General features: G+C 55.4%; 17 protein-coding genes and 2 tRNA genes. 14 read left to right on the forward strand and 5 right to left on the reverse strand.

Annotated elements, in window-relative coordinates; translation table 11 throughout:
- The 6 genes from VK738_14685 to VK738_14710 form a co-directional block, all read left to right on the forward strand.
- Positions 1-204, forward strand: a 204-nt coding sequence (locus VK738_14685) for a UDP binding domain-containing protein (GenBank protein ID HTD23903.1), incomplete at its 5' end; no start/stop codon positions are given.
- A gap of 261 nt (positions 205-465) precedes the next feature.
- The gene (locus VK738_14690; GenBank protein ID HTD23904.1) at positions 466-1,656 is read left to right on the forward strand and encodes a 2-isopropylmalate synthase; all 1,191 of its coding nucleotides are present in this window, start codon (positions 466-468) and stop codon (positions 1,654-1,656) included.
- Positions 1,657-1,747: 91 nt separating this feature from the next.
- Positions 1,748-2,845, forward strand: a complete 1,098-nt coding sequence (gene leuB / locus VK738_14695; protein HTD23905.1) for a 3-isopropylmalate dehydrogenase — start codon at positions 1,748-1,750, stop codon at positions 2,843-2,845.
- Between the two features lie 178 nt (positions 2,846-3,023).
- The gene (gene leuC, locus VK738_14700) at positions 3,024-4,442 is read left to right on the forward strand and encodes a 3-isopropylmalate dehydratase large subunit (GenBank protein ID HTD23906.1); all 1,419 of its coding nucleotides are present in this window, start codon (positions 3,024-3,026) and stop codon (positions 4,440-4,442) included.
- 7 nt (positions 4,443-4,449) lie between these two features.
- The gene (gene leuD, locus VK738_14705) at positions 4,450-5,064 is read left to right on the forward strand and encodes a 3-isopropylmalate dehydratase small subunit (GenBank protein ID HTD23907.1); all 615 of its coding nucleotides are present in this window, start codon (positions 4,450-4,452) and stop codon (positions 5,062-5,064) included.
- Between the two features lie 98 nt (positions 5,065-5,162).
- Positions 5,163-5,738 carry a hypothetical protein gene (locus VK738_14710; protein HTD23908.1) on the forward strand — a complete coding sequence of 192 codons (576 nt, stop codon included), beginning with the start codon at positions 5,163-5,165 and terminating at the stop codon, positions 5,736-5,738.
- Between the two features lie 42 nt (positions 5,739-5,780).
- On the opposite strand, the gene VK738_14715 is transcribed toward VK738_14710, so the two are convergent.
- From VK738_14715 to VK738_14725, 3 genes are all read right to left on the reverse strand, one after another.
- Positions 5,781-6,326, reverse strand: a complete 546-nt coding sequence (locus tag VK738_14715) for a TrmH family RNA methyltransferase (GenBank protein HTD23909.1) — start codon at positions 6,324-6,326, stop codon at positions 5,781-5,783.
- 123 nt (positions 6,327-6,449) lie between these two features.
- Entirely contained in the window at positions 6,450-8,111 is a 1,662-nt protein-coding gene (locus VK738_14720) for an alkaline phosphatase family protein (GenBank protein HTD23910.1), read from the reverse strand.
- A 302-nt stretch (positions 8,112-8,413) separates the two neighbouring features.
- Positions 8,414-10,066 carry an aspartyl protease family protein gene (locus tag VK738_14725; GenBank protein ID HTD23911.1) on the reverse strand — a complete coding sequence of 551 codons (1,653 nt, stop codon included), beginning with the start codon at positions 10,064-10,066 and terminating at the stop codon, positions 8,414-8,416.
- 203 nt (positions 10,067-10,269) lie between these two features.
- Here VK738_14725 and VK738_14730 point away from each other — a divergent pair, with 203 nt between their 5' ends.
- From VK738_14730 to VK738_14745, 4 genes are all read left to right on the forward strand, one after another.
- On the forward strand, positions 10,270-11,775 hold the full coding sequence (locus VK738_14730; protein HTD23912.1) for a hypothetical protein: 1,506 nt from the start codon (positions 10,270-10,272) through the stop codon (positions 11,773-11,775).
- Positions 11,776-11,849: 74 nt separating this feature from the next.
- Positions 11,850-12,500 carry an HAD family hydrolase gene (locus VK738_14735; protein ID HTD23913.1) on the forward strand — a complete coding sequence of 217 codons (651 nt, stop codon included), beginning with the start codon at positions 11,850-11,852 and terminating at the stop codon, positions 12,498-12,500.
- 60 nt (positions 12,501-12,560) lie between these two features.
- Positions 12,561-13,718, forward strand: coding sequence for a mannonate dehydratase (locus VK738_14740; GenBank protein ID HTD23914.1), 1,158 nt, complete (start codon positions 12,561-12,563; stop codon positions 13,716-13,718).
- Positions 13,719-13,845: 127 nt separating this feature from the next.
- Positions 13,846-16,455, forward strand: a complete 2,610-nt coding sequence (locus VK738_14745; GenBank protein ID HTD23915.1) for a polysaccharide deacetylase family protein — start codon at positions 13,846-13,848, stop codon at positions 16,453-16,455.
- Between the two features lie 347 nt (positions 16,456-16,802).
- Here the strand turns inward: VK738_14745 and VK738_14750 are convergent.
- Positions 16,803-16,877 (reverse strand) — tRNA-His (locus VK738_14750).
- 417 nt (positions 16,878-17,294) lie between these two features.
- Between VK738_14750 and VK738_14755 the strand changes: the two genes are divergently transcribed.
- On the forward strand, positions 17,295-18,335 hold the full coding sequence (locus tag VK738_14755) for an alpha/beta fold hydrolase (protein HTD23916.1): 1,041 nt from the start codon (positions 17,295-17,297) through the stop codon (positions 18,333-18,335).
- A gap of 557 nt (positions 18,336-18,892) precedes the next feature.
- Positions 18,893-19,471 (forward strand): hypothetical protein, encoded by a 579-nt coding sequence (locus VK738_14760; GenBank protein HTD23917.1) that lies wholly within the window; start codon positions 18,893-18,895, stop codon positions 19,469-19,471.
- Positions 19,472-19,513: 42 nt separating this feature from the next.
- On the opposite strand, the gene VK738_14765 is transcribed toward VK738_14760, so the two are convergent.
- On the reverse strand, positions 19,514-20,029 hold the full coding sequence (locus tag VK738_14765; GenBank protein HTD23918.1) for a GrpB family protein: 516 nt from the start codon (positions 20,027-20,029) through the stop codon (positions 19,514-19,516).
- Positions 20,030-20,265: 236 nt separating this feature from the next.
- On the opposite strand from VK738_14765, the gene VK738_14770 reads away from it, so the two are divergent.
- Positions 20,266-20,342 (forward strand) — tRNA-Arg (locus tag VK738_14770).
- Positions 20,343-20,373: 31 nt separating this feature from the next.
- Entirely contained in the window at positions 20,374-20,784 is a 411-nt protein-coding gene (gene msrB, locus VK738_14775) for a peptide-methionine (R)-S-oxide reductase MsrB (GenBank protein ID HTD23919.1), read from the forward strand.
- Positions 20,785-20,803: the final 19 nt, after the last annotated feature.

Consider the following 20,803-nt stretch of genomic DNA (forward strand, 5'->3'; position numbering starts at 1 on the left):
GAGTACTGCGAGAACCCTTACGATCTGGCCCAGGGCGCCGATGCCCTGGTCATCAGCACCGGATGGCCTGAGTTCCGCGCGCTCGATTTCGACAAGATCAAGCGCCTGGTGCGCCAGCCCATCATTATTGATACCAAGAACCTGCTGGATTCCACCCGCATGCGCACCATCGGATTCCAGTACGTGGGTATTGGACGGGCATAAATTTTCACTCTCTCTCCTGCTACCCAGATGACCTGATTCGCATCTTTTTCAGGTCATCTGGCCTTTTTTATTTTGCAGCTTGCGACTTGCAACTAGGAGCTGTATTTCAGCTATAAGTCCATCTGTTTGCGGCAACTCGAGGGCATAATAGTATTACAATATGTAATAGAGAAATAAAAATTATAATCTTGTCTTATAATAGCCCGTGCTTGAAAATGAAGCATTCGCATGAGGGACCAGGAGAAACCGCAGGAGGAACGAATGCAACGCGAGCGCATTGTAATCTTCGATACCACGCTCCGCGACGGAGAACAGTCTCCGGGATGCAGCATGAACCTCGACGAAAAGCTGGTGATCGCTCGCCAGCTTGACGCGCTGGGTGTGGATGTCATCGAAGCCGGGTTTCCCATCTCTTCTCAAGGCGATTTTGCGGGGGTGCAAAAGGTGGCGGCTGAAGTCCGCCGCCCTGTCGTCGCAGCCCTCGCCCGCGCAAAGAAAGAAGACATTCAATGCGCCTGGGATGCCGTCAAGGTTGCCAGCAAACCCCGTATCCACCTCTTCCTGGCCTCCTCTGATATTCATCTCCATCACAAGCTGAAAATTACCCGCGAACAAGCTTTGCAGCAAACCAAAGAAGCAGTGGCATTCGCGCGCTCTCTTTGCCCGGATATCGAGTTTTCACCCGAAGATGCCACCCGCACCGATCCGCAATTTCTTTGTGCCATGGTGGAAATCGCCATTGCTGCCGGGGCCACGACCGTCAACATTCCCGATACGGTCGGCTACACCATGCCGGAAGAATTTGCGCGCATCATCAAGACAATTTTGAGCAACGTAAAAGGCGCAGACAAAATTACGCTCTCCGTGCACTGCCACAATGACCTGGGAATGGCTGTGGCCAACAGCCTGGCTGCGGTCAAAGCGGGCGCGCGACAGGTGGAGACCTGCATCAACGGAATCGGCGAGCGCGCCGGCAACTGCGCCATGGAAGAGGTCATCATGGCCATGCGCGTGCGGCCCGATTTGTATCCGTATGAAACTGGCGTAGTCAGCGAGCAGATTTATCCCGCCAGCCAGGCAGTCTCCAAGGTCATCGGCGTTAATCCGCAACCTAATAAAGCGATTGTGGGCAACAATGCTTTTGCCCATGAGGCAGGCATTCACCAGCACGGCATGCTGAGCAATCCGTTGTGCTACGAGATCATGACTCCGCAATCGGTGGGCGCGCCGGGTTCGCGTATGGTTTTGGGAAAGCACTCCGGCCGCCACGCATTGGCCAGCCGCTATGCCGAGCTGGGATACAAACTCAGTGATGAGGACCTTGAATTCTGCTATCAGCAATTTATTGCTCTGGCAGACCGCAAGAAGAACGTCTATGAACAGGATTTGATCAGCTTCCTGCCGGCGCCCCAACGTGCGCAACCGACTCACGCTCAGGTTGCACAGACGTAGAAATCTCATCGAGTATTGACATTGGATATTGACTACAGGTTCTGGGCTTTAGCTAAAAGCTTAAGAGCCAAAAGCTAAAGGCTTAGTTTTCATGAAAACAAAACTTACAGTACTACCCGGAGACGGCATCGGTCCTGAAGTCACCACCCAGGCCATGCGAGTTTTGCGTACCGTCGCCGATTTATGCGGACACGAACTGGAAATTCGCGAGTGCCTCGTGGGCGGCGTTGCCATCAAGCAGAGCCAATCGCCTTTCCCCCGTGCCACCATGGATGCGTGCCTCGAGAGTGACGCGGTTCTTCTGGGCGCGGTGGGCGGTCCTGAGTTCGATGCCTTGCCGCGCAACATGCGTCCTGAAACCGGTCTGTTGCAGCTTCGCACTGCGCTGGGCGGATACGCCAATCTGCGTCCGGCGATTGCCTATCCCAGTTTGAGCGAAGGTTCGCCGCTGCGCGCTGAGGTGACGCAGGGAGCAAACATTCTCATCATCCGCGAATTGCTGGGCGGGCTGTATTTTGGCGAACCGCGCCAAAAGACAGACGAGTTCGCTTTCAACACCATGCGCTATACGGTGCCTGAAATTCAGCGTGTAGCGAGAGTTGCCTTTGAACAGGCGCGTCGCCGGAAAAAGAAAGTGACCTCGATTGATAAGGCGAATGTGCTCGACGTTTCCCAGCTCTGGCGCGATACAGTCATTGCCCTCTCCGCCGAGTATCCGGATGTAACCCTGGACCACATGTATGTTGATGCCGCTGCCATGCATCTCGTGTTAAATCCCCGCCGCTTTGATGTGATCGTGACCGAGAACCTCTTTGGAGATATTCTCTCCGACGAAGCCGCGGTGATTACCGGCTCACTGGGAATGCTGGCTTCGGCGACCATTGGAGGCCAAGTAGGGCTTTATGAGCCGGTCCACGGCTCCGCTCCCGACATCGCCGGGAAAAATATTGCTAATCCCTTGGGCGCGATTGCCACTATAGCCATGCTGCTGCGCCATAGCATGGGATTGAACCAGGAGGCCGACGACGTTGAAGCCGCCATCAGCCAGGTGCTGGAACAAGGTTACCGGACGGCTGATCTGCATCGGGGCAAGGGAACGCAACTGCTTTCCACCACCGAGATGGGCGAGCGCGTCGAGACCGCGGTTGCGGAAAAGATCCATCGCCGGCATTCGTATCACGCAGTTTAGAGGAAGAGCGCTACTGGCGAGAATTTGGTTTTCAGGGGTATTGATGACCGGGGCCAAAGCCCAAAGCTCACTGAACCACTTTCCCCCGGCCTAAAGGCCGGGTCTCCCACCGTGCGCCGCAGGCGGCGCAAAAGAGCATAGAATTAATTTGAGAGCGAGAGCAGAGAGAAAAAGCTGAATGTCGAAACCGAAAACACTGTTCGAAAAAGTATGGGACGCGCACACCGTCGTCCATCCTGAGGGCGAGCCCGCGGCGCTCTATATTGACTTGCACCTGATCCACGAGGTCACCTCGCCCCAGGCCTTCGAGGGATTGCGCACGGCGAAGCGCAAAGTCCGCCGCCCTGACCTGACGGTTGCCACCATTGATCACAATGTGCCCACCACGGCCAACGAGCGCCTGCGCATTCAAGATCCTATCTCGGCCAAGCAGATTGAGACTCTGCGCCATAACTGCAGCGAATTCGACGTTCAATTGTTCGATATCGGCTCGGCAGAGCAGGGAATCGTGCATGTGATAGGTCCCGAAATGGGACTCACCCAGCCCGGCATGATCATCGTCTGCGGCGACAGCCACACCAGCACCCACGGGGCCTTCGGTGCGCTGGCCTTTGGCATCGGAACATCGGAAGTTGAGCACGTGCTGGCCACACAGTGTTTGCCTCAGCATAAGCCCCACACCATGGAAATCCGGGTGAAGGGAGCGCTGCCCGAGACTGTTGGCGCAAAAGACCTTGCCTTGGGAATCATCGCGCAAATCAAGACCGACGGCGCGACTGGACACGTGATCGAATACGCAGGCGAAGCCGTGCGCTCGCTTACCATGGAAGGCCGCCTGACGCTGTGCAACATGAGCATTGAAGGCGGAGCGCGCGCCGGCATGATTGCTCCTGACGACACGACGTTTGCCTATCTTGAAGGCCGCCGCTTCGCTCCGAAAGGCAAGGCGTGGAACGAGGCGCTCGATTACTGGCGCAGCCTCCCCACCGATGCGGGTGCAAAGTTCGATACCACGGTTGAGATAGATGCAGCCAAGCTCGCGCCTTTCGTGACCTGGGGAACCAATCCGGGAATGGCCGCGCCCGTCACTTCGCGTGTTCCCAGCCCGCAGGATGCCAAGAACGATTCTGACCGCAAGGCAACCGAGCGTGCCCTGGAATACATGGGCCTGAAGCCGGGAGTCAACCTTGAAGATATTTCGGTGGACCGCGTCTTCATCGGCTCCTGCACCAACGGACGCATTGAAGATCTGCGCGCCGCCGCCCGCGTGTTGCGCGGATACAAAATTAACCCTCATGTGCGCGCCATGGTTGTGCCCGGCTCGCAGGTAGTGAAGCAAGCCGCCGAGCGCGAGGGGCTCGATTCTATTTTCCGCGCAGCCGGTTTTGAGTGGCGCGAATCGGGATGCTCCATGTGCCTGGGCATGAACCCCGACATTCTCGCCTCGGGTGAGCGCTGTGCCTCCACCAGCAACCGCAACTTTGAAGGCCGCCAGGGTGCGGGTGGACGCACGCACCTTGTCAGTCCCATGATGGCCGCGGCCGCGGCCGTGACCGGACACTTTACCGACATCCGTAATTGGGAATTTAAGGACTAACAGGACCATGGAAGCATTTCGCACACATACCGGGTTGCCCGTCCCGCTCGACCGCGACGACGTTGATACCGACCAGATTATCCCCAAACAATTCCTGAAGCGCATCGAGCGCTCCGGCTACGGCGATTTTCTTTTCTACGACTGGCGTTACCTCTCGCCCGAAAAGCCGCGCCCTGATTTTGTGTTGAACAGCCCGCGCTATAAAGGCGCCTCCATTTTGATTGCCGGCCGCAACTTCGGCTGCGGCTCTTCCCGCGAGCATGCCGCCTGGGCGCTCGCCGACTACGGCATCCGCGTGGTCATTGCTTCTACCTATGCCGATATTTTCCGCAACAACGCCGGCAAAAACGGCCTGCTTGCCGTGGTGCTGACACCGGAACAAGTTGCTGAAATAACCCAGCGCGCACAGACCCGCGAGGGCTATCGCCTCGCAGTTTCGCTTGAAGACATGACCGTAAAAGATGATGCCGGCTTCCAGGCAAGTTTCCAAATCGAAGCCTTCACCCGCTACTGCCTGCTCGAAGGGCTGGACGATATCGGACTCACCCTGCGCCACCAACCTCAGATCGAGGCCTACGAAGCCTCGCGAAAGGCCAAGAGCTGGCTGCCGGCGGTGCGCTGATTCGCATTTGCATGCTGAAACAGGTTTTATGTTTTCGCCCTTTACTGCGTTGCCCTTTTCCACGAAGCCCAGCAAGTTTCAAGGTTATAATCTCCGGCATGGCGCTGAATCTAGCTAACCTGGACGAGGCCACTCGACAATTCATGCTGGAAGAAATCGAGTACGACATCGCCCAAAACAAGTTGCAGTACAGCCCGCGTCTGAGTGCGGCCGGGAAGCAACTTTATCCAGACATGTTGCGGCGAGCAGCGCGCAAGGGCACCAACCTCACTCTTGCCGGAGAACTTCGTGTTCCCGGTCGCCTGAACAAAACGGAAGAGAGAAAAACCCCGAAAGGCGCTACGGCCGTCGCGCAGGTGCCGGTGACAGCGGCAGACACACTTGCAGAAGACGAGTTCAGCCGGTTTTATGCGCGCGGATTGTGCCGCCGCGCAGAGGCACAAGGAGTTGATACGCTGGTTGTATATCGCGCCCGGGAAGTAATCAATCCGCACCCGGAATCAGCAGAACTCATTGGCAGGAGCCTTTCCGCGAAGCAGTTCCTTGAATATCTACGGGACAGCGCTGACACGGATGCGGCATTGGGACTTCCTCCAGGGCCACACTCTGGATTGAGTGTAAAACTGCCCGAGACGGCCAGCGGCACAGAACCAAGGATGGCAGAAAAAGATTGAGAAAGAGCTCAACCGGGATTACTAACTGAGCAGGTATTGCTTTCACTTCCCATCCCACCCAACTTCATCCATATTCGGCGTTGGCACACGCCCGCGCACTTCGACCAGCATCTCACGCAAAGGCAGAATAGGCGCTTTGCCCGCAAGCTGACGCGACATTAACCGGTGTGCCAGCACCACGTTGATAGCTGCGCTCAGGTTCAGGCAAAAGTGCGCTGGAATATGCAGGAACCTGTGGCACAGCCGGCGAATCACCTGGGGAACCCTGCCATCCTCCGGGCCAAAAACGTAGACGGCATTTTCCGGATGCTCAAAGGTTGTCAGCGGCTCTGAGTTCTCAAATACTTCAACACACACCGGAACGCAGTCTTTGGGAAGCAACTCAAACGGCCGCTCATCATTGCGGAAATCAACGTGTTTGTAACCCTTCATGCGCTCTTCGCGCGGCAGGCGCGAGTACTTGGCAGGATTGACTCTCTCTCCCGTCCATACCAGCGACTTGACCTCGAAGCACGCGCACGCACGAATGGCCGCGCCCACGTTGTGCGGGTATTTAGGATCAATAATGACTACCGCCGGGATCTCCATATGTCCCCTATTCGTGTCTAGATTACAACTTTGAGGGTGTCATAAGAAAAAAATAGGCGCCCAATTTTTAGGACGCCCATTCTCATTTCCCTTAAAACTTCTTGCTGCGACTCAATAAGTCGTTCAGTGCAAATCGCCTGCGGGCAGATGCAATCCAGGCAGAGTTTGCGTGCCTTCTTTGCGAACGGCTTGCAGCTCGCGCGGGTCGAGTCCGAGAGCTTTCAGGATCGTCGGGGCAATCTGCGAGGTCTCGACCGGGCTGCTCACCGTTACCGGAGAAAGCCCAGGATTCGCTACCAGCAGCAGGACATGGGTATCATCCTGATTGAAGCCGCCGTGCTCGGCAACCTTTTTCTTCTTGCCGGTGTAAACCACGCCGACGTGAGGAGTGACGATGATATCGGGCGTGCGCGGGTCTTTATCGGCTGGGTTGAAGAACAGATTAATGTAAGGCCCGGAGAGGATCTCGCCGATGCCAGCCTTGTCGGCGTTGGCTTCAAGCGTAGCCACGGCGCTCTCCGTCTGGCTCTGGTCGGCGAGCCAGATCAGCGACTCGTCGTCTTCGATGGATTGTGCGACCAGCGGGCCAAGGATCGTGGCCGGCGACGAGTCCGCGGGATTATCCGCCGGAATGCGCAGCACTCGATGTGGATCAATCGCCGACTGCCCATGCTTTGCGCTGACGATAATCAAAGTTGACTCCAGGAGGTCCTGCTTCTTCAGCTCAGCAACCAGTTGCCCGATTGACTTGTCAACAAATTCGATCTCGCTCAGCAATCCGTCGCTCGGTCTGCCCAACGCATCTTTGTAACCACCGGTTTGGCCTATCACTTTTTCAACCAGCTTTTGTCCGACGCTTACAGCTTGAAAGTTAAATCCGAAAACGTTGGGTACAGGGGCTGCAGCGCTGCCATCGTGCGTCTTGCCATCAATCTGGTTGAGAGTGGCGCGCACGTGGAGAGTGTCATAGCACTGAATGTTCTGGAAGCTCGTGGTCCAGTCGTCACCCGGGGTCGCTGCGGCCTGGTCGGGCAGCGGGCTGCAACCCGCTATCTGCGGCAGAGGTACGGGAATGGAGTTGATCTCCGGCCCGTAGAAGTCGTTCAGGCCGTTGCCGCTTGGTCCTTTGACCAGCTCATATGCGGGATGCTTGTCGGTCCACGCGGTGTATCCACCAGCCGCTTTTACTACCTCGAAGATAGTGTTCACACGCAGAAACTGGTGAGGGAAGACCGGCGCACAGCCTTTGCTCGGGTCACGCGGCAGGAAGTCAGGATTGATTCCACCCGCGCCATCGAGCTTGCTCAAATCAAAATCATCAGACTCGTCGAAGCCCACCGGCGTGCCGATCTGGCCCGGGCAAGCGCCTCCGGGGATGCCGTTGGCTGTGTCCTTGACCGGGGGCGACAAGCTACGGTCATAGCTTACGTCGTAAAAAACCCCGGTGGAGCGCGGCGAGCCTCCGGTCAACTGCGCCAGCAGACCAGGAAAGGAATCCGAGGGTTTGGAACTGGAAGCCTGAATGTAGCTCACGCCATTTTGCGAGAGCTGCGCGAGATGCGGGCAATAGGGCTTGCCGCCGTTCACACCACTGATACCCTTGGCGCAATTGGCGAAGTCCAGCGCGTGCATTCCATCAACGCTGATCAGCAGAACGTGGCGGATTCCGTGATCGTCGTCCCGCCCGCCGTCGTGGTCACCGGCGTAGAGCCGCGGGGTGGTGGCTGCTGCCAGCAGAAAAATTCCGGTAAGTAGAACGGTCTTGAGTTTTATCATTTTGGTCATTCGATCTTTCTCCTCTGGGGTTGAGATATGGTTTGGTTTCGATTGAAACCAGTAATGAATGTAAAGATTGAGCGTCTGGTAAGGTCCAGGACCGGTTTCTTTCTCGAGCGAGGTACAAACACACTGCGAGGGTCGCTCAATTCTTTCCGCTAAGTTTTACTTTTTGAGTGTTAGAAAATTGTTACAGCGCGATGAAATTCTGATGAATTGCTGGTTACAGATGGTTTGGCCATGTGCGCTTCGGACCAACGGGCAATCAGAAGGGATGGCCCGTAACAGATCCACTTCAAAGCTCGAGGTTACTATGGCTTTGAACCTTTGGAAAAGTCGGTCAGAGGTATTCCGCGCCAATGGCTCTTGTCATAGTCGAAGTAAACAAGACCGTCGCGATAATCAATTTTCATTGCCGTGAACCCCAACGCCGTAATCCCCAGGATGCCCGACACCTCGGTGCCCGGATACCTGCTTGTCTTGGAAAGGTCGAAGGCCGTGATGGCGTCATTTTCTTTACGAAGGTTGCCAAATTCGAGCGCGATGTCACTCGTGGTGTAGACGTGTTTGACAGATCCGCTCAAACCTCGAATCCGCGCGTTGGACTCGTAGAGTCTCTTGACTTCGCGCGCCGCCTCCAGAGAAATCTGACTCGTAGGGAAGCCCGTGTCAATAAGGAACATTTTTTTTGGCGCTAGGTCTGCTACCGTGGTTGGAATCAACAGGAAATGCCCGAAGCGCCAGATTTTGGTGTACGACTGCATCTCGGGAGCCACATAGGGATCATGCGGCTCCGGAGTGGCGGCAGAATCTTCTTCATTGTCCGAGTTTGTACTCAGGCTCGCGGTTCCCTCTTTTTCATCAGGACGCTTCGGCAACTCCTCGAGCTTTAACTTCTGGTTGGGAAAGTCAAGGACAACAAGATAGTCTCTGAAAACATCAGCGCCGATCAGGCCATCGTCATCGAGGACCGAGCGTTTCTCGGAAACCTCAATCAGACAATTCTGGAACTCGAGGGTACCGACCTTAATGGAATCGGCATATCCGACGTAACCTTCCGTTTCCGCGCTATCTCCGATGCCTCCGATTTTCGTTGTCGTCAGCGGCTTGATGCCGGCCCTTTCAGCCATCTTTTTATTGATGAGCAGTCCTGACGCGCCGGTATCAAGAAGCAATCTTCCGGACTGGCCGTTTACCTTTACCTCCAAGCCGTAACCATGAAGATGCTTAGGATCAGTCATCATGACTTTCAGGTCGGTTTGGGTCGCCGTGAGTTCGCTCACCAGTTTGCACGATTGTTGCGGCACTTTTTCCTGCTCTTGCAGCGATGAAAGAGAGCGTTGCATCCTTTTGCGAGTGTCGGTGTCGTCGTTGCCCGGTTTTGCAAGGTAATCCTGAAGCAATTTGATTCGCTCCGAACGGCTCACGGTTCTCAGCCACCGCCCCTGGATGTCGGGATCATCCGGGTCAAGAGCATGGGCCTTTTCCAGCATGGTTTTTGCGCGCGCATGAAAAGAAAGGGCATCGTATAAGCGTGCCAGGCCCAAATAGGCGCGTGCCTCGGGATGGGTTGTGTTTACTGTTCTAAGAAATTCTTTTTCACTCTCCCCCATCTTGGCCTGCCGGAAATAGACTTCTCCTAGGGCCGTATGTGCAGCCAACGACTCAGGGACCTCAGCCACTCCCTTACTGGCGGTGTCATAGGCCGCTTCCACTTTCTCCTGCTTAAGGTATGCCCGCGCCAGACCGGCGTAGGCTTCCCCCGACTTCGGATCGTGTTGCAGCGCAGTCTGATAACTCTCAATGGCAGCATCGAACTTTCCAGTGCGGTAAGCCTGCAGTCCCTGCACGAGTAAGTCTGACAGCGACTTCTGCGGCGGTGCTTGAGCGGAAGAAGCGTCTTGCGCTCTTAGAGTGATGGCAAGAAAAAATAGAAGAAAAAACTCAAAAAGAAAATGTTTCATCGCGCGAGCGGCTCCAATGAACGGACAATTGTCTCACGTCGGCGCAAGGGACAGAGACTTTTTGTTATGCAATGTCGCACTGTGCCGTGCTTTGCCGCTTGAGCCTCTGTAGCCGCTCCGCTAACGTGGCATGAATCGTGGGACAGCGGCGTCTTTATTGCTTCGCTTGTCGCGCGAGCTGCTACTAGCGGCATGAGGCTTTCATGCAGAATTTGGCAACCGAAGAGAACTTCACCGAGGACCCGAGAGTCACCGTCGCGGGTGCGGCCAGCCGGCCGTTGACCCCAACGCAGAAATACCGGCCCGCGCTTCCGGCCAAGTCTGCGCGCCGGATATCGGTGCTGCGCCAGGCTCTGTATCTGCCCAAGACGCTGCTCGCTATCTACAAGATCATCCGGGAGGATTTTACAACTGCGGTCCTCGATGAGAACCTCTGGGCTTTTTGGGGCTTTCACCAGGAGGTCTTCGACCATGAACCCTGGGACCCGCACTACCGGGCGCGGATCTGGCAAAAAGCGCAGCTTAGCGCCATCGGGCCGCAGCATGTGATCGGCGGTCTGGCGGTCTGGGAAATGGCGTTCATGATGAACGTCGCCATGGAAAACGAGGACCCCATCATGGAATACAGCCAGCAAAACGGAGAGGGCTTCCGCTTTCTTCTGCCCACGCTGGGCCGGTTCATGGGAAAGAATGAGGAGCAGGCCAAGTATGCCGCCGAGCATGGCATGCCCTGGTGTGAAGCCACGTGGTGCGCCGAAGAGCGGCGGCATAGCAATGCCTTTGCCCGCATGATCGAACGCCTGATGAATGCATCGCCCAACAGGGAGAATCCCAATCAGCCCATGGTAGTGACCACCGATGAAGCGGCCGCCATGCGCCATATCATCAACCGGCAGACCACGGAATGGAACGCGAGCTCCAGCTACATCGTGATGGCAGCGCACGCGGCCAGCGACCTACACATCCTGGTCCGGAACATCGTGCGCGACGAGATCAAGCACTTGAGCATCCTGAGCGGCGCAGACTCGTATCTGTTTGGTCCGCGCCTGTGCGGACGATTTCTCGACTTAGTCAAATTGGGAATTGACAACTATCGTGGCCAAAGAAAAAACCGTTCCGGGGGCGATCTGCTGGGAAGCAATCCTGTCCTGGCCGTGGAAGGGATTGTGGCGCATCTTCTAACAGCGTTTTACGTGACCAAGTGGCTGCGGAGCGCCCCTTTGCGCACCATGGCTGCAGTCTTTGAGACGCCTTCAAAGCTGCCAGAGCCGGCTGCGTTTATTCCGTCGCAAGCGCGACAAGCGGAAATCAATGAGACTTTGCGAAGAGGGAGAGAGAAGCGTTTGGGTCTGCTGCGCTGGGACCCACAGAAGAGAAGCAAAGCCCTGGCGATGCGGTGTTTTGAAGAAGCCAACCGGGGGACCATCGAGAAGATCGCCGCGACTGAACTCTATGGCTTTCACGGCGCCGAAGTGCCCGGCTCTCGTGGAGACAGAACGATCAGAAAACGGATTGCGAGCCTTCGCCTCGAAAGTCAGGGTCTGGAGACGCACGGCAAAGAAATGCTCAGGGCATGTCTGCTCGACCACTTGCGTCATTATCAAATCCAAAATAATCGGCACGTCTTAGCCAGAATGGCTGCGGAGAGTTCGGCTATGCATCCAGTGCGAGCCCACAGCCGAGAGAAGGCGGAAGTACTTCCTTCATAATTTTGCTGGAGCGTTCATCAGTGCCGGGTGTGGTCTTCGGATCGTTCGGCGTTTGCTGGATGATATCCTGAATAGTGACTTTCATCTGCAAAGCTTTCCTCTTCGACCTCGATGGTGTTCTTGTGGATTCCACTCCTTCTGTAGCACGGATCTGGAAGAGGTGGGCACTCGAACACAACCTGAATCCCGAACTCGTGGTTGCTCACGCCCACGGCCGCCGCAGCATTGAGACCATCCGCGAATTTGCTCCCCACCTGGACGCAGAACAAGAGAACCGCCGAGTTGAGAACATGGAGATTACCGATAAGGATGGGATCACACCCATCCCCGGCGCGTTGGAGCTTCTGCGCCGTCTGCCGGTTGACCGGTTTGCAGTCGTCACCTCCGGCACGCGTCCTCTGGCCAAATCACGGCTGGAATACGCCGGATTCATCTGGCCGCCACACTCCGTCACCGCCGAGGACGTTATTCACGGCAAGCCATCTCCGGAACCATATCTCAAGGGCGCCGCTCTGCTGGGCTTTCAGCCCGCCGATTGCCTGGTCTTTGAAGATACAGTCGCCGGCATTCGCGCGGGCAAAGCCGCCGGCATGCGGGTCATCGGTCTTACGACTACCTGTTCGCCGGATGAATTGAAACTGGCGGATGCGCTCGTACCTTCTTTGGAGCACGTTAAGGTCGAATTTGTCGACGAAGCGTTCCGGCTCGACGTGAGACAAACGTGATCAACCGGCAAGCACATTTATGAACTTGAAAGTTGAAACCAGAAGCTGGAAACTATTGCGATGAATCGCAGAGATTTTTTACACACTGCCGCGGCAGGCGCATTGGCAGCGGCGGCTACGCAAGTAGCGGAGGCGCAGGAGCAATCGCCGTCGAAGGACACAGCTAGCAAAACCAGCCTGCCGAAATCCAACCGCAAAAAAGCCAACCTCAAGCTGGGAACGCAACATGGCGACAGCGACGACATTCTCAAAGCAATGGCCGCCTTCGGCGTGAACCACATCTGCGCCGAGCCGCCCTCACAATCACAAAGCTCTGCTGCGCAGCAAAAAAAAGACGATGACTGGTCCGTAGACGGGTTATCACGCAAGCGCGAGCACATCGAATCGTTTGGATTGAATGTGGAGGCGCTCCGCCTGCTCCATCCCACTTACATCACCAGATCAGAAATTCCGAACGTGATGATGGGCAAGGGCCCCGAGCGCGACCGCGAGATTGACGCTATCTGCGAGAAAATTCGCAGCGCCGCCAAGGCGGGATTCCCCATGTTGACCTATAACCTCTCAATGCTCGGGGTGGTGCGGACCGAACCCACACCAGGCAGAGGCGGCGCGACCTATGCAACCTTCAACTACGAGCAGACGGCCGACCGCGACAAGCTGACGGAAGCTGGAGTGGTGAGCGCGGAGCAATCCTGGGAGCGCATCGCTTATTTTCTGCAGCGGGTAGTACCGGTGGCGGAGGAGAACAAAGTACGAGTGGCCTGCCATCCGCAAGACCCGGCTATGCCTGAGCCGCAGGGCTTCCGCGGGGTGCATCGCGTCCTCAGCACCGTGGACGGACTTAAAAAGTTTATTGCACTGAGCCCAAGCCCTTATCACGGACTGAATTTCTGCCAGGGCACAATTTGCGAAAGCCTGAAAAATCCCAATGAAGAAATTCACGATGCGATCCGTTACTTCGGCTCGCGCGGAAAGATTTTCAACGTGCACTTCCGCAACATTAAGGGAGGCTTCCTGAATTTTCAAGAAACCCTTCCCGATAACGGCGATGTAAATTTTATCCGCGCTATCCGGACTTATAAAGAAGTTGGCTATGACGGCATGTTGATGCCTGACCACGTGCCGAAAATTGACGGCGATACGGGCGGCAGGCAAGCCTTTGCCTATTGTTTCGGTTACATCCAGGCCCTGATCCAGATGGTGAATCAGGAAGGATAGAATCCTGGGCGACATCCGTCGCTCCCGTCGAATCAATGGCACAAGGTACTAAAAAAAGCTCGGCTTGACCTACATGCTGCTATTCTCTAGGCATTCAGTTACAAATGATTGCTTCGGCGGGCAAACCATGTGCAAGAAGCTTCTGACCATTTTTTCAGCGATAGTTTTTCTGCTGTGTCCTCTCTATGCGCTTTCGCCTGCGGATCAACCTGACCTAGCCCAGCAAGCCGATGACATTGTTGCTGGTTTTAGAAAAATCATCATTCTGACCTCTGATAGCTCTTCGCTCGATGACATCACGCGCGAGCGAGTTTCCATGCTGGGCAAGATGTTGTTCCAGCAGAATGAAGAACGGCTTTCGGCCTTGAGTGTAACCTTATCCAGCGACCCAACCAAGCTCGGGGTTTTCCTTGACCGGCTGGAAAGTAATCCGGATTATCACGATGCTGACAAGCTGATATTCCGCGACCTGTTGGATGACCTTACTGCTAATCTGCCGCAAGACAAAAATTCGCAACCTCTCAAGAAGCGCATTGCCGAAGACCAGGCTGCCCTCGACCAGATCCAGGCACTGTATCAAAAAGAATTAGCCAAGGTCTTCGACCAATTCCAGGCTCGCGGCATGCCTGTGCGGCGCGAGGCCTGGGAGAAATACCTGGCTTTCATCAGGCAAAAGTATCAGCGCGAGGAAATCCTGAAAGAACATGAAGCCGACCTTCCTGAGGATGAAACTCGCGGCGGCGGCCGGACTCACTCGAAGAAAAATCGTGATGAACTCTTTGGCACTGAGTTGCCGCCAAAGACGCTGCTACTGACTTTCGATGATGGGCCGCATCCTCGTTATACAGCGCAGATCCTGGAGATCCTGAAAAAATACAATCTGCAGGCGGTATTTTTTGAAGTCGGGCGTAACTTGGGAACAGTCGCGGACGATGGCACTATCACGCTTACCAAGACAGCAGACGAGAGCTATCACATCCTTGAAGCTGGTTCCTCTATCGGGAATCACAGCTATACGCACGCCTTGCTGCCTAAGTTAAGTCGGGCGAAATATTCCTATGAGATTGAGACTACCAACAAGCTGCTCAAGTACATCTTGAAGGATGATCCGGTTCTGTTTCGTCCGCCTTACGGGGCCCGTAACCAGGGCATCTTGCAGGAGGTGCAGTCAGACAAGCTGAAATCCATGATCTGGAACATTGATTCCATGGATTGGGCCGATCCTGTTCCCAATTCGGTAGCGCAGCGGGTTTTGCAGCAGGTGGATCACGAGGGCCGGGGCATCATTCTGTTTCACGATATCCACCGCCCAGCCGTAGAGGCCCTGCCGTCACTGATCGAAACCCTGCAGAAAGCGGGCTATCGCTTTGCCTCGTGGAATGGGACCGGATTTTCAGTCAGTGACTCGCGCGGCATCCAGACGATTGCGCTGCCCAAGCCCTCCGAACCGTCTTATCGTGAGAGTTGGGCCGCCATCATCGGCATAGACAACTACCAGAAGTGGCCCAAGTTGCGTTACGCTGCCAATGATGCCCAGGGCGTGCGCGATTTGTTGGTCCAGAAGTATAAGTTCAAACCGCAAAATGTATTTTTGCTGCTGGACGGAGATGCCACCCGCCAGAACATTCTCTCGCTGCTGGGTGACAAGCTGGCTAATCAAGACATGGTCAAGCGCGAAGACCGGGTGTTTGTCTTCTACGCCGGTCATGGCGCCACGCGCAAGCTTCCCTCAGGACGCGATCTGGGCTACATCATTCCGGTTGATGCTGACCTCGAGAACTATCAGGGGCAGGCCATCTCCATGACTAACTTTCAGGATATCGCCGAGGCCATCCCTGCCAAGCACCTGCTGTTCGTCATGGATTCCTGTTACAGCGGGCTGGCTTTGACGCGCGGAGGCACGATTTCGAACTCCTCCAATTATCTCCAGGAAATCGCACGCCGTGAGGCCCGAGAGATGTTTACCGCGGGCGGCGCCGATGAGCAGGTGGCCGACAACGGTCCCAATGGGCACTCCGTGTTTACCTGGACCCTGCTGCAAGCGCTCGATGGACGCGGCGATCTCAACGGCGATGGCGTTATCACCGCAACCGAGCTGGCCGCCTACGTTGCGCCCGCCGTCTCAGCGCTGTCGCACCAGACCCCTGCTTTCGGCAATATGCCGGGCAGCGAAGGCGGTGATTTTATCTTTGATCTCAACCACGACTCCGAATTTCTGAATGCAGATTCGGCCCAGTTGGGCGATGACGCAATTCGTCTCAACTCTGAGGTTGAGAAACTTCGCTCACAAAATGAGAAACTGCAACAGCAGCTTGCTACAGCCCAGGCCCAGCTTCAACAGAAAGGCCAGACGAGAAGCCAGGCTCCCTCAGCCACGGAAACAGCGCTGGGCTTCAATGATGAGGGCCTACGCCTCTACAAAGAAAAGAAGTATGACGAAGCCTTCGCCAAGTTCGACCAGGCTGCCGCCCTCGATCCGCAAAACGCAGAAGCGGCAAACAATGTCGGGTTTATTTTGTACAAGCTACAGAAGTATGAGGATTCACTCACATGGTTCCAGAAAACCATTCGCCTGGCCCCGACCCGCGTGGTTGCCTACATAAACCTGGGAGACGCTTATGTGAAGCTTGAACGCAAAAGCGAGGCGAAACAAGCCTACGAAAAATATCTTGAGCTGGCACCTAACTCCAGGGAAGCTGCCGGCGTTGCGGCAAAGCTGAAAGCGCTTGCCCCGTGATGGGGTAACCGTGCTAGATTTATTTGTGGGAGTGGAAGCCGAAGATTACCCGGTTGATTACGAAGGTAACTTCTGTGTAGAAAGAACATGTTGGTAAAATAAATTTGTCTAAGACTATGCACTGCCCAGAATGTACTGCTCTTACCCGCGCAGGAGAAATGCGGGAAACTGAACCGGGGACGTATGTTTGTCCCAAATGCAAGCATGAGGTTAGAGACAACGATCCAGCATTCATTTGTTCCTGCCGGCACTGCACGGCCTCCCCTGTGAAGTGAGCCGCCAGCCCAAAGCCTGATCCGCGAAAGCAGGAGAAGGATCCCTGTGAAACTCGTTGTGTTTTGAAGAATTGGGGTGGGTAGTGGGATTTGAACCCACGACAGCCGGAGCCACAGTCCGGTGTTCTACCGCTGAACTATACCCACCGTAGGCAGAATTTTATTGTACACGATACAAGGTGCACAGACACCGTGCGCGGACTCAGTGCGACACGCGTTGTTTGCCGCACAAGCGTTGCTTTTACGAATCCAGCGAGCATGCGCCCGGTCCACGCGGGTCGCCGCACGAGCCGCAAGGGCCAGCCGCAGCGCGGCCGGGACTTTTGGACGCGCTAGTAGCAACGGCAAACACCGAAAGCTGTTGCTTGAGACGTGTGCTCTTGCAGGCAGGGCATGAAGGCTTTCGTGAACCCTGCACCAGGGCTTCAAACTCTTTTGAACATTGCTGGCAAATATATTCGTAGATAGGCACGGCTTTTTATCCTTAGATTTAAAACTTTCAAACGAGCCACGACAGAGAAAATATTGCCCTGATTGCAGCTTCACCGTTAACATTCATTATAGATGTCTTTCGAGAATCTCCCAACTGAAGTCGTTGTCGAGAATGCCCAGGAGCCACTCCGCGACGGCGGCGATTTCCGCCCGCGCCGCTGGCTTGCCGGCGGACATCGCATGACCCTGGCTGGCAATTTTCTTCCCCGTAAGAATCTGCTGGCCGCTCCGGAAGAGCGGTTGTTTGCCGTCGAACCCGGGGTGCAAGTCCTCTGCCACTGCCACTGGCAACAGGACCGGGGCCAGCCAGCAACGCTCATCGTTCTTCACGGACTCGAAGGCTCCAGCAACTCGCAATATGTGATCGGCACGGCGAACAAGGCGTTTGCCGCGGGCATGAATGTGGTGCGCATGAACATGCGCAACTGCGGCGGCACGGAAAAACTGACGCCTACGCTGTACCACTCCGGGCTCTCTGCCGACGTTGCTGCCGTGGCCAATACGCTTATCGAAGAAGATAAATTGACTGGCATCGTGCTCGCGGGTTACTCCATGGGCGGCAATCTTGTGTTGAAGTGTGCAGGAGATTGGGGCGCGAAGGCCCCGCAGCAACTCCGTGCCGTGTGCGCCATTTCGCCCGCGTTTGACCTGGCCCCCTCTGCCGACGCGCTGCACAAGCCCGCCAACTGGATCTACGAGCAGAAATTTCTTTTGGGCTTGATGCGCCGCTTCCGCCGTAAAGCAGAATTGTTTCCCGAGCGCTATACGACCACGGGATTAAAACGCATGCGCAGCGTCCGCGAGTTCGATGAGTTCATTACCGCGCCGCATTCCGGCTTTACCGGTGCGGATGATTATTATCATCGCGCAGCCGCGGCGCGCGTGATTGACCGCATCCAGGTGCCTACTCTTATCGTATACGCCCAAGACGATCCTTTTATCCGCATTCTTCCGGAGAGCCGCGCCAAAATAACCGCCAATCCGCACATTCAGTTCATTGAAACTGAGCATGGCGGTCATTGCGCCTTCCTGGCTGAGCCCAACGGATACGATGGCTACTGGGCCGAGCGCAAAATTATTGAGTTCGTAAAGGCAGTACTCGGTACTCAGTAGTCAGTACTCAGAAAAGCCCACAGCGGATCGGCGCGGATTTCGCGGATCGGGGGCTCCCCTTGCACGCTTGGGGGTAATCTGTAGGTTATCTTCGACCCCAATTGGGCACAATGAAGATAAACCGTTCGGGCCTTGCCAATTGTGTGTGGACCCAACCCCTTGCATGCTTGGGTGTAGGTGCTTAAGTCCTTCATCATCAATGGCACCAGGAATGGACATTAGCCCAACAAAATGGGTTTGGAACAAGGATTATGTTTACTTCGCGGTAAACTTTAGAGAAGTTTCGAGTTTCCAATTTCAAGAACTCAGCACAATCAATTTTCAAAGATCCATAGAGGCTAACGCCTCCGCATTCTGGAATGCTGGGTACACCCACGGCTCGCCGGGGCAGACTTCCAGGGACAAATGATAACCAGCACTTTCTCAGAAGTTAAGACTTTGATACCACAATGGGACCATGCGGAACCGTCTGACCAGCTTTTGGACTGAAGCGGGCATTTGAGCATCCCGGCACAACAAAACACCACATTTTTATCCATTTGTGTTTTCATACATTTATGCACGCTGATTTCTCGGTTGAGTTGGGCGCAGAAGATGACAGCCTGGAGCTGCCCTGGGCTTCGCCCGATGGTGCTCTGCGTTATTACGACGTCCGGCGCCAGCCCGAACTTCTGCTGAATATTCAGGAGGCCTTCGAGAACGAAGAGCTGGGGCACTTTCTCGCATCCATTAATTCGCAAGCCAGCATTTTTGAAAGTTCCAAGTGCGACGTATGGACCACCCGCGAGTTGACCGAAGAAGAATTGATTTACGGAGTGGAGTGCAAATGCGCCTCCTATATAGACCTGATCTTTACCCAGCCTGAACCACGGTACTCTTTTGAGCAGCATGAAGAGCTGGTGCGCAGTGCCTGCAATCTGTTGCAACGTGTCCCCGAAATTTCATCAGCCGTGGAACTCATTATTCGCCGTTGTTATTTCAGCACTGAGCCCGAGACAAGACAGGAGGGCTTCGGCATCACCTTTTATCTTTCCGGCTACGGTGAAGATGAAGATGCAGCCCGCAGTCACTGGAACATCGGCCTGCGGCTGGTGGAGAATGCCTTGCTGCAAATCTCAGCCACACAGCGCAAATAATTAGTACTCAGTACTCGGCAATAATAGAGTTGGCTCAGCAGGTCACTTTTTCTGAGCAGCGATTGCCCGACTGGTCAGTTCCGCCACAAACTCAGTCTTGGCAGTGTTGTACGCGGACCGATCCTCTCGGAACCGTTCGGCGAGTGCGATCTTCAGGTCGCCGTAGATTTTGGCGTCCTTGGGGTGCGCGCGGAGGTAATCTCGGAACGCAATGTGCCTTCGAAACTCGACACTGCATGGTGGGCAAAGGTAAAGGTGATGCGGAGGATCGTTGACCGGTGCAAAGAAAGCCTCGCGCCCGAGGATGCCCAGGTTTCCCCGATGGACATAGCCTAAGGTCGCAATGCGCTCGATGGCCGTGGGAAGCATCGGTTCCGATGTCAAAAGCACATCGATGTCGATGATCGGCTTTGCCGCCAGATCAGGAACGGCAGTGCTGCCGACGTGCTCAATAGCCGCCGCCATGTCACCGAGTGCATCGGCGATTCGCTTGCGAAGGGACTGAAAGAGCGCGGGCCAGTTAGAATCGTAGTCCAAAACGATAACGGGATTCGCCATGGCTGAATCAAGTATATTGATGCCCGGTACTCAGTAGTCAGAATGAGGACGCCCTACGACATTTGCAGACACACTGTTGGCTCTTAGCCTTTAGCTCTTGGCTTGTTTCGGGTATACCTGTCTAGATTTGGTTTGGACCAGCAGGAGTCCCGCAGAGGCCTAAAGCTCCGGCCCATTCTTGACGGACTTGCCATAATGTTTCGGTACATTCGGTTGTTGTTCTAAAATGAATGCACGGGCGCGTAGCTCAATTGGATAGAGCATCAGCCTTCTAAGCTGAGGGTTGCTGGTTCGATCCCAGCCGCGCCTACCATTTTTCAGGTTTTCCCAATTTGGAGTTTCCCATGGCAGAAAAAACTGACGAGAACAAAGTTCACAAGAGCGAGGCCGACTGGAAGGCGCAGCTCACTCCTGAGCAGTATCATGTGACCCGGGAAAAGGGGACCGAGCGGGCCTTCACCGGTGAGTACCATAACGCCAAAACTCCCGGAGTTTATATCTGTGTCTGCTGCGGCCAGGAACTCTTCAGCTCCGATACCAAGTATGAATCCGGCACCGGATGGCCCAGCTTCTGGCAGCCCGTCGCCGAAGGGCGCGTGGTCACGCATACCGATATCAGCTATGGCATGATGCGCACGGAAGCTTTATGCAGTCGCTGCGACGCCCACTTGGGGCACGTTTTTCCTGATGGCCCCAAGCCCACCGGCCAGCGCTATTGCATGAATTCGGCTTCTTTGAAGTTGCAACCGAAGTAGGGTAGGTTCTTGGTCGACA

The sequence above is a fragment of the Terriglobales bacterium genome (genome assembly GCA_035487355.1).
Classification (GTDB): Bacteria; Acidobacteriota; Terriglobia; order Terriglobales; family Acidobacteriaceae; genus QIAW01.